Source organism: Paenibacillus psychroresistens, from assembly GCF_009728935.1.
In the GTDB taxonomy this organism is placed as follows: domain Bacteria; phylum Bacillota; class Bacilli; order Paenibacillales; family NBRC-103111; genus Paenibacillus_AC; species Paenibacillus_AC psychroresistens.
Window position 1 is genome coordinate 4509076 of the sequence record NZ_CP034235.1, and the last position, 14455, is coordinate 4523530.

15 protein-coding genes are annotated in these 14455 nt (G+C 43.5%); 1 reads left to right on the top strand and 14 read right to left on the bottom strand.

The window, feature by feature from the left end; all coding sequences use genetic code 11:
• Together EHS13_RS20770 and mntR are read right to left on the bottom strand one after the other, a co-directional pair.
• Positions 1–369, bottom strand: a complete 369-nt coding sequence (locus EHS13_RS20770) for a response regulator (protein ID WP_155702231.1) — start codon at positions 367–369, stop codon at positions 1–3.
• A gap of 38 nt (positions 370–407) precedes the next feature.
• Complete coding sequence (gene mntR, locus EHS13_RS20775; RefSeq protein WP_155702232.1) at positions 408–830, bottom strand: transcriptional regulator MntR; 423 nt, start codon at positions 828–830, stop codon at positions 408–410.
• 176 nt (positions 831–1006) lie between these two features.
• Between mntR and splB the strand changes: the two genes are divergently transcribed.
• Complete coding sequence (splB, locus tag EHS13_RS20780; protein WP_155705449.1) at positions 1007–2074, top strand: spore photoproduct lyase; 1068 nt, start codon at positions 1007–1009, stop codon at positions 2072–2074.
• Here splB and EHS13_RS20785 read toward each other — a convergent pair.
• The 12 genes from EHS13_RS20785 to uraH all read right to left on the bottom strand — a co-directional run bounded on the left by EHS13_RS20785 (position 2071) and on the right by uraH (position 14447).
• Entirely contained in the window at positions 2071–2784 is a 714-nt protein-coding gene (locus tag EHS13_RS20785; protein ID WP_155702233.1) for a cytochrome c biogenesis CcdA family protein, read from the bottom strand. The two genes, splB and EHS13_RS20785, sit on opposite strands and share 4 nt — an antisense overlap.
• Before the next feature lie 27 nt (positions 2785–2811).
• Positions 2812–4830 carry a methionine--tRNA ligase gene (metG, locus tag EHS13_RS20790; protein ID WP_155702234.1) on the bottom strand — a complete coding sequence of 673 codons (2019 nt, stop codon included), beginning with the start codon at positions 4828–4830 and terminating at the stop codon, positions 2812–2814.
• Between the two features lie 355 nt (positions 4831–5185).
• The gene (yidD, locus tag EHS13_RS20795) at positions 5186–5422 is read right to left on the bottom strand and encodes a membrane protein insertion efficiency factor YidD (protein ID WP_155702235.1); all 237 of its coding nucleotides are present in this window, start codon (positions 5420–5422) and stop codon (positions 5186–5188) included.
• Between the two features lie 109 nt (positions 5423–5531).
• On the bottom strand, positions 5532–6479 hold the full coding sequence (pfkB, locus tag EHS13_RS20800; protein WP_155702236.1) for a 1-phosphofructokinase: 948 nt from the start codon (positions 6477–6479) through the stop codon (positions 5532–5534).
• 27 nt (positions 6480–6506) lie between these two features.
• A complete protein-coding gene (gene fba, locus EHS13_RS20805; protein WP_193571435.1) occupies positions 6507–7373 on the bottom strand; it encodes a class II fructose-1,6-bisphosphate aldolase in 867 nt (288 codons plus the stop codon).
• A 13-nt stretch (positions 7374–7386) separates the two neighbouring features.
• Complete coding sequence (locus tag EHS13_RS20810) at positions 7387–8340, bottom strand: ROK family protein (RefSeq protein ID WP_155702237.1); 954 nt, start codon at positions 8338–8340, stop codon at positions 7387–7389.
• Positions 8341–8367: 27 nt separating this feature from the next.
• Positions 8368–9165, bottom strand: coding sequence for a DeoR/GlpR family DNA-binding transcription regulator (locus EHS13_RS20815; RefSeq protein ID WP_155702238.1), 798 nt, complete (start codon positions 9163–9165; stop codon positions 8368–8370).
• Between the two features lie 574 nt (positions 9166–9739).
• Positions 9740–10138 carry a hypothetical protein gene (locus EHS13_RS20820; protein WP_155702239.1) on the bottom strand — a complete coding sequence of 133 codons (399 nt, stop codon included), beginning with the start codon at positions 10136–10138 and terminating at the stop codon, positions 9740–9742.
• 11 nt (positions 10139–10149) lie between these two features.
• On the bottom strand, positions 10150–11385 hold the full coding sequence (locus EHS13_RS20825; RefSeq protein ID WP_155702240.1) for a pyridoxal-phosphate-dependent aminotransferase family protein: 1236 nt from the start codon (positions 11383–11385) through the stop codon (positions 10150–10152).
• Positions 11372–12652 carry an allantoate deiminase gene (gene allC / locus EHS13_RS20830; protein ID WP_227013455.1) on the bottom strand — a complete coding sequence of 427 codons (1281 nt, stop codon included), beginning with the start codon at positions 12650–12652 and terminating at the stop codon, positions 11372–11374. Before allC ends, EHS13_RS20825 begins: the two co-directional genes overlap by 14 nt.
• A gap of 42 nt (positions 12653–12694) precedes the next feature.
• Positions 12695–14074, bottom strand: a complete 1380-nt coding sequence (locus EHS13_RS20835) for an allantoinase (RefSeq protein ID WP_155702241.1) — start codon at positions 14072–14074, stop codon at positions 12695–12697.
• Between the two features lie 13 nt (positions 14075–14087).
• Positions 14088–14447: a hydroxyisourate hydrolase gene (gene uraH, locus EHS13_RS20840; protein ID WP_155702242.1), complete on the bottom strand. Its 360-nt coding sequence runs from the start codon at positions 14445–14447 to the stop codon at positions 14088–14090.
• Positions 14448–14455 lie beyond the last annotated feature (8 nt).

A 14455-nucleotide genomic window follows, 5' to 3' on the forward strand; every position in this document is an offset into this window, starting at 1 on the left:
TTAGATCATTTGTTTGATAGTGGAAATAAGCTGTAACGGACTAAATGGTTTAAGATAATAGGTTGTTACACCAGCAGCCAATGCTTGTTCCTTGTCTCTGTCCAACGCTTTAGCTGTTAGTAATAATACTGGCTTGAGCTTATTGACAGAGTTTGAATTCCGCAGCCATGCGCAAACTTCAATCCCTGTTTTGGCAGGCATCATATAATCGAGAATAATTAAATCATATTCTTCATTTTGTAAACTATCGATAGCTTCTTGGCCATCAGATGCTTCAGTAATATCATAACCCTCGTCAATTAACGTTTCGGAAATTAAAAACCGCAATGCTAACTCATCATCGGCTAACAAGATTTTTTGAGATTTCATACAACTCTCCTTATAGCATAAATTAGTAGAAAAGGAGTTTATTCTTGATCCAACTCATTACGGATTTGCTTTAAATCTTCTACACGTGTGGGATTTCTGCGGAAAAACTCTAATAACGTTTCAATGCAAGTGATGGAATCCCAGCTTAAATGATGCTCAATTCCTTCCACGTCTCCGTATATATTACCTTCTTGCACACCTATAACACCCAAAAATTCCTCAAGCAAGCGATGGCGATCCATTAAGCGTTTACCCATCTTTTTACCTTTAGGGGTAAGAATTAAACCACGGTACTTTTCATATACCAAATAGTTATCTTTATCCAATTTTTGAATCATTTTTGTAACGGATGAAGGGTGTACCTGAAGACCTTCTGCAATGTCAGATACGCGCGCGTAGCCTTTTTCGTCAATTAGCTTATAAATGCGCTCTAGATAATCTTCCATACTTGGCGTCGCCATGCGATTCCCTCCTATATCTGTATGCTTTTAAAGCCTACAGCACTCTATGTATGATAAACCATTTACCGCAAACAAAGCAAGTTTAATTCCCATATCATGACTGTACAATTCGTTGAATTTTCCATGACTGAGATACCCTAAATTCCACACAATAAACTAAACTTATAAAGAGGGTGATTTCAGTCGCAACGGAACTTCAAACCAGAATTCCAACCAGCACGCAGCTGTTTATTCCTGAGCTAGTTTATTTTGAACCTGATGCTTTAGAATACCCGAAAGGCCAACGAATTCATGCTTGGGCTACCGAGCAAAAACTGCCGATTCATATAACCAAATCACACAATCGAATTACCAATTTACCTGGGGAAACGGAGCTTGAAAAATACCGTATCGCCAAAAGAACGCTTGTTGTAGGGATCCGAAAAACCTTGAAATTCGAGCAATCCAAGCCTTCCGCTGAATATGCAATCCCTATAGCCACAGGCTGCATGGCTCACTGCCATTATTGTTATCTACAGACGACGCTTGGTGCCAAGCCTTATCTTAGGATCTATGTAAATACGGATGACATCATGGATGCTGCCCAAAAATATATCGATGAGCGTATTCCAGAAACAACCCGGTTTGAAGCAGCCTGTACATCCGATCCTGTAGGACTTGAGCATATCTCCGGCTCCTTGAAGGAGCTTATCGAATTTATGGCTGATCAAGATTATGGCCGCTTACGTTTTGTTACTAAATTTCACCATGTCGATCCCTTGCTGCAATTGAAACATAACGGGCATACGCGCATTCGGTTTAGCGTAAATGCCGATTATGTAATCCGCAATTTTGAGCCAGGTACTTCAAGCTTTTCAGAACGTATAGAAGCTGCAGGGCGAATCGCTAAGGCCGGATATCCCCTTGGCTTCATTATTGCTCCAATCATTTGGCATGAAGGCTGGCAGGACGGATATGCTCAGTTATTGACCAAACTGCAAGCTACCTTACCTAAGGACGCAACTACTGATCTAACTTTCGAATTGATTCAGCATCGCTTTACGAAAACAGCAAAGCGAGTAATCGAACAACGCTACCCCAAAACAAAATTAGAAATGGATGAAGCTAAGCGCAAATATAAATGGGGCAAATACGGTCAAGGAAAGTATGTATATCCCGATGAACAAGCCAATGCCCTGCGTACGTTTATTACTGAACAGATTTTCACGAAATTTCCACAAGCCAGCATTGATTATTTCACTTAAAATTTCAACCATTCAGGCGTGTGTTGATTGAAAAAGATCGTAATTCGCACCATCTGATCTGTATAAAGCAGGATAGAAATGATGATCATCAGCACACCCCCAATCTTCATGAGTACGGCTGAATATTGCAAAATCCATTTGGTGGAACCTAGAAAAAAGGTTAAAACAAAGAATGGAATTGCAAAGCCAAGCGAATAAGCCGAGATTAGGAAAAGCCATGTTCCTGGCTCTGTCGTCGATAAAGCAAGAATAGCTCCCAGCATTGGCCCTACACAAGGAGACCAGCCTGCCGCAAAACCCATTCCAATCAGTATAGAGCCTAGATAACCAGCTGGTTTCCATTTAAGCTGGAGCTTGCGCTCTTTCATCAACCACATCGGTTGGAAAATCCCCAACATTACCAAGCCCATAATAAAGATCAATATCGCAGCTATTTGGCGAATTAGATCTTTATTATCTTGAAATCTTTCTGCTAGTGCTCCAGCAGTCAATCCCATCAGCATAAAAATAATCGTAAATCCAAGAATGAAAAACAGCGCATGTACCATCGTGCTGTTGCGTACTTCTCGTGATTTACCACCACTTTTTAACTCACTTACGGATATTCCCGTTATGTAAGAAAGAAAAGAAGGATACAAGGGCAGACAGCATGGTGAAATAAAGGAAGCTAACCCTGCCCAAAATGCAAACCATACATTGACATCTGCCATTCTATCCCCTCCTTAAAAACTAAATGTCTATTTAACAATTGCACCATTCGGTAAATCTTCTGCAACTGTTGCTAAAGTAAGCTGATCCCCGTGGGAGGCTGCAAGGATCATCCCTTGTGACCATTCACCGCGGAGCTTCACTGGTTTAAGATTGGTCACACAAATTACTTTACGGCCTACCATTTGTTCTGGCGTATAGAATTTAGCAATACCCGATACTACCTGTCTTTGCTCTGTTCCTAAATCCAGTTGAAGCTTTAACAGTTTATCTGCATTTTTTAATGGTTCTGCCGCAAGAACTGTTGCCACACGAAGCTCTACTTTAAAGAAATCATCAATTGTAATTTCTTCCGCTTGAGCTGTTGGCTCAGTAACTATTGCCGTTGGTTTAGTATTTTCTGGCTTTGCTGCCGCTTCTGCCGTTACGGTACCTTTCATTGCTGTTGCTATGTAAGCAACCTCTTGCTCAACGTCCAGACGAGGAAAGATTGGATCCCCTTTATGCAGTTGAATTCCAGCAGGCAATGTGCCAAAAACAGCCGCACTCTCCCAGCTGGTTAGCTCACCAGCAACGATTCCAAGCTGCTGCCATATCTTCGCTGGAGCTTGGGTTAAAAACGGTTGAATTAGAATAGATACAATCCGCAGACTTTCAGCTAAATGGTACATGACGGATCCAAGCTCGTTCTTCCGCTGTTCATCTTTGGCAATATTCCAAGGCAACGTTTCATCAATATATTTATTAGCCCGGCCAATTAACTGCCAAATCGAGCTAAGTGCAACGGAAAATTCCATCCTTTCCATCGCTTCTTCTACTTTATTGACAGTAGTTTGAGCCTGATCGACCAAGCCTTGATCAAAAGCTGTTGCGTTAACAACATATGGCGAGAGAACACCAGCAAAATATTTATCATTCATTGCAACAAATCTATTCAACAAATTACCGAGATCATTCGCTAAATCAAAGTTAAGCCGTTCCACAAAACCTTCTGGCGTAAATGTACCATCTGCTCCAAAAGGAACTTCACGCAATAAGTAATATCTTAACGCATCAAGGCCATACCGATCAATCAACGTCACTGGATCGACAACATTACCCTTTGATTTGGACATTTTACCGTCCTTCATTAAGAGCCAGCCATGGGCAAATACTTTTTTCGGCAATGGCAAATTTAAGGCCATTAACATAATTGGCCAATAAATCGTATGGAATCGCACAATCTCCTTGCCAACTAAATGGACGTCTACCGGCCAAAATTTACGGTACAAGTCATCCTTATCTGAACCGTAACCAAGTGCCGTTATATAATTCGAAAGCGCGTCAATCCATACATAAATAACATGCTTGGGATCACCAATTACAGGAATTCCCCAGTCGAATGTCGTTCTCGATACTGCCAGATCCTCTAGACCTGGTTTAATAAAGTTGTTAATCATCTCATTACGCCGTGATTCCGGTTGAATAAAACCTGGATTCTCCTCGTAATAAGTAAGAAGCCTGTCTGCATATTTGCTCATTTTGAAAAAATAGCTTTCTTCCTTGACGAGTTCTACTGGATGACCACTATCTGGGCTTTTACCGCCAATAATAGCCCCCTGCTCATTTCGTTGAATGTCTGTTAACTGGGTTTCTGTATAATAGGTTTCATCCGGAATACTGTACCAGCCTTCATACTCACCTTTATAGATATCACCCTGCTTAAGTAATTGCTCAAAAATAGCCTGAACAATATTCTTATGTCGTGGTTCAGTTGTACGTATAAAATCATCATGCGATATATCTAATTTTTTCCATAATTCTTGAATTCCCGTTACAATTCCATCAACCAATATCTGTGGTGTTACCCCTGCTTCCGCAGCTTTGCGTTCAATTTTCTGGCCATGCTCATCTGTGCCTGTTAAAAAATAAGTTTCATAACCGCGAAGTCTCTTATACCGAGCCATGGCATCGCCAGCAACTGTTGTATAAGCATGTCCGATATGCAATTTGTCATTGGGGTAGTAAATAGGTGTTGTGATATAAAACGTTTTGTTATCTGCTGTCATTTCAGAAACCTCCTAGGTAAATGTCTTTAAAAAAACACAAAAAGCCCTCATCCTAATTGGGACGAGAGCTTGCAGCTCACGCGGTACCACCCACATTCCCCAGATTCTTACGAATACTGAGCTCAGTTGGTCTGCTTTATGGCAGACCCTCCTTTTAACGTCGGAACACGTCACTCCTTTACGTCAGCATAAGCCCAACGCTTGGAAGCAAATTCTCCAGGACCATGTTCTACAGCGCTCCCTAACCGGATTTCAGCAATCCCGGCTCTCTGTCGTAGGGTATAGCTATGTACTTATCCCTTCATTGAAACGAAACATTTAATTAATCAAAATATACGAATATCCATGACCAATGTCAAGTCTGAGACTTGGGGTGTTTACTTGGTGGAACCAAATCTACTCCACCCTTATGAAAGGGATGGCACTTACAGATGCGTTTAGTTGCTAACCACGTGCCTTTAATAGGTCCATGCACTTCAATGGCTTCAAGCGCATATTCAGAACAGGTTGGAAAGAATCTACAGCTTGGTGGAGTTAAGGGTGAGATAAATTTTCTGTAGAAATAAATAGGTGCCTTAACTAGCTTCTTCATCTTAATAGCTAATTCCCCAGTTTCAATAGTGATATCTTAATTGTTTTATTATATAATAATTTTCGGAAAATCTATAGTGAGGTGAAAACAATCAAAAAAATGGACCTCCTCATTTAGAGGAAGTCCACTGTATTTCTTCAATGTTCACTATTTTTTTAATTCGTTCTACTTCTTCCATTTGCACATAGCCTGCACTTTGGGTTAGAGCATTGGCTGAACCAGTCGCAGTTGCCAATCGAATGCATTCCTCAATTGACTTTAATTGACTGAATCCAACAACCATCCCTGCAACAAAAGCATCTCCGCACCCCACCGTGTTGACTATTTCCAACCGAGGAACAGTTGCCCGATATAACCTGCCTTGATAACCCGTGATCGATCCTTTTTCACCCAAAGATACCGTTACACAGGCTATCCCTTGGTTCATTAATGCGTGGATATTAGCAAAAAGCCCATCTTCGTCTGCAACTGACTGTCCTGTCAATTCAGCAATTTCTTTTTCATTCGGTTTGATGAAGAATGGTTTCGCTTGGATACTTGAACGCAGAGCTTCCCCACTCGTATCTAAAAAAACCTTCGTGCCATTATTTCTAGCAATTTCAATTAACTCTGCATAAGTTGATAGCGCTACTCCCCTTGGCAAGCTGCCGGAACATACCATCCAAGGCGTGCGTTTAGATTGAGCAGCAATTTTAGTTCGAAACTGCTCCAGCTCATCCACAGAAATTACCGGTCCCGATTCCAAAACCTCGGTTGAGCTGTAATCACTTTCGTCAATTATATTCAAGTTAATTCTCGACTCACCGCTCACGCGGATAAAATCATGCTTGATACCCTGTTTGTCCAATTCATCTTGAATAAAGCTGCCGTTATTGCCGCCAAGAAAGCCCATTGCATAAGGATCTGCTCCCAGCTCTAGCAGCGTTCGCGCAACATTAATCCCTTTTCCACCTGCTTCGGCAAACACCTCTGTTGCACGATGGGAAGCCCCAAGCTTGAATTGTTTAACATAATAGGTTTTATCTATGGCCGCATTCAGAGTAGTAGTGGTTATCAACTAAACACAATCCCTTCGTTAATAGGATTACCTGGCATCATTGGCTTTACCAACGGAGCCTAACATAATCATTTTGATAATAGCTGCTTCCTTAACTGCTTTTTTAGCAGGAATCATATATTTTCGCGGATCATTTTCATCTGGGTTTTGAGCAAATACAGCTTTAATCGCATCCGAGAAGACAATTCGGATTTCTGTGGCAATATTCATTTTGGCCATACCCAATGAAATCGCACGCTTAACCTTATCTTCCGGAATTCCTGAACCTCCATGAAGCACTAAGGGTACACTCACTAATGCAGCAATTCTCTGGATACGATCAAAATCAATTTGCGGTTCACCTTTATAGATACCATGGGCAGTCCCAATAGCCGGTGCCAATGTTGGCACACGTGTTAGCTCAATAAATTTAGCACAATCATCTGGATCAGCCATTAGCGCTTCATTCTCCGCTACAACGATTTCATCCTCTACTCCGCCTACTTTCCCAAGCTCAGCTTCTACATTCACTCCAGCAGCAAGGGCAATTTCTGTAACTTTAAGCGTCTGACGAACATTCTCCTCAAAGGTTTCATGAGAAGCATCAATCATAACCGAGGAATAGCCTGCACGTATGCATTGTACGATAATGTCAAAATCCGTGCAGTGATCCAGATGCAGTGCGACAGGAACACGCGAACGATTAGCAGCGGTTGTTGCCATGGCTGCAATATAGTCAGCGCCCAAATGCTTAACCGTTCCTACGGTTGACTGCAGGATAACCGGTGAATTCGTTTCTTCTGCTGCATCAATTACAGCCTGCAGCATTTCAAGTGTATGTACATTGAATGCTCCGATTCCATATCCATTTGCTCTAGCCGCTTGTAATAAATGAGTAGATGATACTAATGGCATAATAAAGTCCCCTTTATGATAATTGATTTTTGGCGTAGAGTGCGCCGCCAATGATTCCGGCGTCTTCTACTCTTTGTGCTATTGTAATGGAAAGCCCTTCCCAATAAAGCGGAAGTATCGATGCTTGTAATTGTCGTTTCATCGGACCTAGCAAGCGTTCACCCGCCATAGCAGCCCCGCCTCCGATTACAATTAGATCTGGACTATAGAAATTAATTGCATATGCTAAACCTTTTGCAAGATAAACTCCTGTATCCTCCATAACCTTAATGGCCAGAATATCACCTTGATCGTAAGCATTGGAAACATCTAATGCCGTAACCTTGTCGATCTGATCTCCAGGATACCAGAGCTTTAATAGACTATTGCCCCCTTGGATAATAGCGTCTTTGGCTTGGCGGACAATCCCATTCGCTGAAGCAATTGTTTCCAAACAACCAACCAATCCACATTTACAGGCATAAGTATTACCTGGCATAGTGATATGGCCTAATTCCCCGGCACGATTGCCGCTTCCATAATAAAGCTGGCCTTCGTTAACCATTGCTGATGCAATTCCAGTACCCAATGTCACACCAAGAACGTGCTTATAATTTCTCCCCGCCCCTGCTAATGCTTCACCATATACATAAAGCCTTACATCATTATTAATGTAAATTGGGATTGTTATCAGCTTCTCTAGCTCTGCAACAACCGGATAATTCTCCCAGCCCAAATTCACAGCGCTTACGGCAATCCCATTCGCATGATCTACGAAACCTGGGACACCCACTCCAACTGCTAGTATAGGCTCATCCGTTTGTTCAGCTAGATCAAGAATATGAGCAGCAATGGTTTGAATAACATGAGTTGAACCTTTGTCCGCTTCTGTCGCTACTTTTTTGAATAACAGACAGTTGCTCGCTTCATCTACTACGCCAAAAACAATATTAGTACCTCCAATATCTACTCCAATGTACCGAGCCATAACTCAACTCCTATATCATTCAGACAACTAATCCATAACATTTGAATCCGCGATATACAGTTCAATTTGCCGCTGCTTTAAATGAGCAACAAACTCATCATCCAATTTCTGATTGGTAATACAGGCGTGTAGACAATCTAAAGGCGCTATCCCAAAAAGCGAAGCCTTGCCTGCTTTAGTATGATCAAATACAGCATAGGTTTGTAAAGAACGTTGGATTAACATCTTAGCAATATCTGCCTCTAGCTCGGAAAATGTAGTAATTCCATGCTGTAAGGTAAAACCATCCACACCCAGAAACATTTTGCCAATATTCAAGCCTTCTACAGATTTCTCAGCTAACGGACCACAGAGCTCATAGCTGTTTCGACGCATCACACCACCCGTAAGCACAACTTGAACATCCGTTCCTTCCGATAATTCCATGGCAATGTTGACAGCATTAGTCACAACGGTTATTCGTTTATGCTGTTTAAGTGCTCTAGCAATTAGAAAGGTCGTTGTCCCTCCGCTGAGGCCAATAATGTCACCTTCCTCAACAAGGGAAGCAGCTTTTGCAGCTATCGCTTCCTTTTCTAGCCACAGAACATCCTTCTTTTCTTGAAATGGCACCTCTCGGCTATCCAAAAACCCTTCTAGCTGAGCACCTCCTAAGCTGCGAATGATCCCCGCTTCCTTGAGTTCATCTAGATCTCGGCGAGCCGTTGCTTCGGAAACTGCAAACTTTTCAATCATTTCTTGAATTGTAATTTTACCTTGGCGCTTGAGAACGTTCATTATCGCGTTCCGACGTTTCTCGCCTTTGGATAGCTCTACATTTTTCATCCTTGTTGCTCCTTATTAATTGCTTATAATGAAATTATAAATCATTAAAATGATTTTTTCAATCATTATTTGACTCTTGTGCTCAGATTGCTGGATTTAAAGAGCCGCTAGCACTTTAGATTCGCTTTCGCGGGGCCGCGACTGGATTTAAAGCGGCGCAGACGCTTTACATTCGCTTTCGCGGGGCCGCGACTGGATTTAAAGCGGCGCAGACGCTTTACATTCGCTTTCGCGGGGCCGCGACTGGATTTAAAGCGGCGCAGACGCTTTACATTCGCTTTCGCGGGGCCGCGACTGGATTTAAAGCGGCGCAGACGCTTTACATTCGCTTTCGCGGGGCCGCGACTGGATTTAAAGCGGCGCAGACGCTTTACATTCGCTTTCGCGGGGCCGCGACTGGATTTAAAGCGGCGCAGACGCTTTACATTCGCTTTCGCGGGGCCGCGACTGGATTTAAAGCGGCGTGGACGCTTTACATTCGCTTTCGCGGGGCCGCGACTGGATTTAAAGCGGCGTGGACGCTTTACATTCGCTTTCGCGGGGCCGCGACTGGATTTAAAGCGGCGCGGACGCTTTACATTCGCTTTCGCGGGTTTACATTCTCTTTCGCGGCGGCGCGGCTGGATTTAAAGCGGCGTGGACGCTTTACATTCTCTTTCGCGGCGGCGCGGCTGGATTTAAAGCGGCGCAGACGCTTTACATTCGCTTTCGCGGGGCCGCGGCTGGATTTAAAGCGGCGTGGACGCTTTACATTCTCTTTCGCGGCGGCGCGGCTGGATTTAAAGCGGCGTGGACGCTTTACATTCTCTTTCGCGGCGGCGCGGCTGGATTTAAAGCGGCGTGGACGCTTTACATTCTCTTTCGCGGCGGCGCGGCTGGATTTAAAGCGCCGCCCGCGCTTTAAATCCAGCCGCGCCGCCGCACTTAAAAAAGCATAGACCGCAAGGTCCATGCTTTTTTGATGCTTTTTCATTCAAGCCAAATCTAATTCACAATCGCATATTGGTCCATAGCCGCTTGAACACCATCTCCGCCAAGATCAGATAAGCCATGACGCTTAAGCACCGCTTCGAGAGCGCCCAATGTTAACAGCACATTTCGTTTACTGCAGCTGTAACCCATTGTGCCAATTCTCCATATCTTCCCTTTAAGCGGACCAAATGAGCTGGCAATTTCAATCCCGAATTGCTGTAATAACATGGAGCGGACAGATTCGCCATCTATCCCGTCGGGAATATTAATGCATGTCACTACGGGAAGCTTGCAGCTTGAATCTCCGAATAACGTTAATCCCATTGCTTCCAGTCCTGCCACTAAAGCACGCTCATGTTCCAAATGTCGATCAAATCTGGCTGGAAGCCCTTCCTCCAATACAATTCGCATACCTTCGCGCAAAGCATATAGCATAGATGTCATTTCCGTATGATGATTCAAGCGAGCTGGACTCCAATAATCCTGCAGCTGGCTTAAATCCAAGTAGTTACTCTGGATGCTTTTATGCCCCCCTATAGAAACTGGACTACCGCTAACTAGCAAGCCTCGCTCGACCTTTTTGCGTTGTTGGATCTTGCGCTCTGCGCGTTCATTGTAGGTAATTGGTGCCATCCCTGGTGGGATGGATAAGCATTTTTGGGTTCCGCCAATTACAGCATCGAGCATCCAGCTATCCACTTTGAGCGGAATTCCAGATAATGTGGCAACAGCATCCACGACCAATAAGATGTCCAACTCGCGACAGGCATTGCCTATTTCACGTAAAGGCTGCAAGCGTCCTGTCGATGTTTCGCCATGGACTATAGCTACAATAGCCGGCTTCTCGCGGTGAATCGCACGGATGATTTCTTCTGGATCGAAGACGCTGCCCCATTCTTTTTCCAGTGTAACAACTTCAGCCAAACAGCGCTCAGCAATTTCCTGCAGCAAATATCCGAAACGGCCAAATATAGGGATTAGCACCTTATCCCCATGCTCGATTAAACTCGTCAAGACCGCTTCAATTCCAGATCGCGAGGTGCCATCTACAGGATAAGTCCATTGATTATTAGTTTCAAAAATATCTCGCAGCATCTCCATTGATTCGTTCATCAGCCCAGTAAATTCGGGATCAAATTGACCGAGAATCGGATATGACATGGCACGAAGCACACGAGGATCTACTTCAACTGGACCTGGAGTCATAATTATTCTGGGTGAAGGGGATAAATCTTTATAGATTTTCATCTGTATTCTCCTCATAACCAAGTTGATATAACAGTTCTATTAAAACCAATATTCCAACAGCTAAATCCTCAGGGGATGTGTACTCCAAGGGCGAATGGCTAATTCCATCGCGACTAGGTACGAATAGCATCACTGTCGGACATAAAGCCTGAAAAATCTGTGAATCATGTCCAGCTCCGCTAATCATTCTCTGATAAGAAACACCTTGGGATTGGCAGATGTTTTCAAGACGAGCTGTCAAACTGACATCTAACTGGGTCGGCGTTTCATCCATCCACATCTGCACCGATAGGTTAAGCTGACGGGCAGCCGCAATTTCATGAAAACGACTAATCATTCCAATCGCAAACTGATTTAACAGCTTTTCATTGGTATGTCTAGTATCGACCGTAAAAATAACTCGACCTGGAATGACATTGCTAGCATTGGGAATAGCTTCAATAAAGCCCACAGTTGCTACGAGCTGATCATGATACCTCAGCGCTGATTTCTCAAGCTGTTTAATCATTTCCGCTACACCCGTCAAAGCATCTCTGCGCATGTGCATCGGAGTAGTTCCTGCATGACCCGCTTCCCCATCTACGATAAAAGTGTAGCGTTTTTGACCAACAATCGATTCCACCACACCTAATTTAACACCCTGTCTCTCCAGTACAACCCCTTGCTCGATATGAAGCTCAATGAAAGCAGCAAGATCTAAGCGGATGCAATCTTTTTGAGCTACTTGCCCAAATCCAGCTTGAAGCATCGCATCTTCGAAGCGAATGTCGTTTGCATCCTTAATTCCATCCACTTTACGGATATGATGATGTCCGGTAATATTACCAGATCCCCAAAAGGTCAATGGAAATCGACTGCCTTCTTCCTCGCATAATGCAACTACCTCAAGTGGTCTTTTTGGACTCCCATAGGTTTTATTCAAGAAATCCAAAGCAATAATACCCGCTATAATTCCATAAGCGCCGTCATATTTGCCCCCATTTTTCACCGTGTCGATATGTGAACCTGTCAGTATAGTTCGCGCATGAGGAATGGTTCCTTCCAAACGGCCGAATAAATTGCCTACCCGATCATCGTAAACCTGCAAACCGCACTCCGACATTTTCTCAGCTAATGCTTGCTGTGCTTGCCTCCATTCTGTTGTATAAAGCAATCGAGTGACACCGCCATTTGGCTGTCCACCAAATTTGCCTAACCAATTAATATAAGTCTCAGCTTCAAGTATGAGCTGATTATTGATTTCTGTTTTTCGCGCTTCTGTAAACACTAGATGCCCACCACCTTCATAAAAATTAAATCGTTTTATTCTTCAATTCTTTCCTAACCAAGCACCAGCTGCTGGCTCCTGAATACCATGACCTTGACCTAGCTGATAAACTAATTTACCTCTATTCCAGGTTTGAACCACACGACAATCCAATGTTTTACCGAGATAAGGACTGTGTTTGTGCTTATATAACAAATCTGTTTTCTGCAAAATATAACTCGCGTTCAAATCCACCATAACCAAATCTGCATCCGCCATTAAAGCAATTTCTCCCTTACGAGGATGAAGCCCAAATCGTTTGGCAGGCTCAAGCGAAAGCATTCTCGAGATTAAAGGCAATGGAATAGCCCGGCGATGATAGCCTTCATGCAGCATTAATTCCATACTGCTTTGTGCGCCAGATATCCCGCCCCATGCTTCGAAGAAGTTTGCATTATCCACGGATTTCATGCTGGTGGGACAGGGTGAATGGTCCGATGAAATCATGTCGATATGTCCATTGCGAACAAGCATCCATAGTGCATCCTGCTCCGCTTGTCCGCGCAAAGGCGGTGCGCATTTGGCAATCGCTCCCAAGCTTTCCATGTCTTCTGCTAATAAAGTTAAATAGTGAGGACAGGTCTCTAAAGTTACATCCAAACCAATTAACTTCGCTTGTTGAATCAAGGCCACAGCCTGCGGACTGCTAATATGAACAAAATGCAGCTTACAGCCCGTCTCCTCCGCATAAAATAAAGCACGATTAACAGCTTCCAATTCTGCCAGAATTGGCCGAGATTCAATAAAATCCTTAGCAGTAAGTCGTCCCTCTGTGATACTTTTGAGCGCCAATTGAGAAACAATCGGTTCACTTTCAGCATGCAAAGCCAAGATTCCACCTATTGCTGCGATTTTCCGCATCCCTTCATAAAGCGTTAAATCATCCACCTCACGAAAAATATCCTCGCCATCTCCACCTGGTGAAGACATGAAGGCTTTAAAGCCAACAATTCCACATTCAGCTAAAGTCTCCAGCTCATCCAAATTACCGATCTGTAAGCCACCCCAGAAAGCATAATCCACATAAGAATTGGATTCAGCTGCAGCAAGCTTTTGCTTGAAAGCAGCCGCATTAACCGTAGGTGGAACTCCATTCAAAGGCATATCCACATAGGTTGTACAGCCTCCTGCCGCTAAGGATGCTGATCCACTTGCAAACCCTTCCCAGCTCCCTAATCCAGGTTCGTTGAAATGAACGTGCACATCAACCATACCTGGGAGCACATATAAACCAGCAGCATCGATTTCTCTGCAATCTTCGCACTCTATGGATTCCGCTAAACTTACAATTTTGCCCTCGCTAACACCTATATCTAATAAACGAACCTCATCCTTAAGCACAACAAAACCTTGCCTGATTACTAAATCCAGCTTCTTTGTCATGAATAGCTCACCTCTAACTCCCTCTGTAAGTACTATAGCCGCCAGGTGCAACAAGTAAAGGAACATGATAAGCCATCTGCGAATTCTCAATATGAAAACGAACCGGTACCCGATCGAGAAACAGTGATTCTAGTTGAATGATAGGATCACTACGATAATAGGCACCTACAGCAAATAAAAGCTCATATTCACCTTCTAACAACAGATCACCTGCCAATAAGGGCGACTCCGTACGTCCATCTGAATTAGTTACAACACTCACGATTAATGCAGCTTCACCTAATTCTGAAAAGCGCCTTAATTCAATTAACATACCTGCTGCAGGTATTCCGCGTGATAAATCTAGCACATGAGTCGTTAATCTTCCGCCCATAACCATCA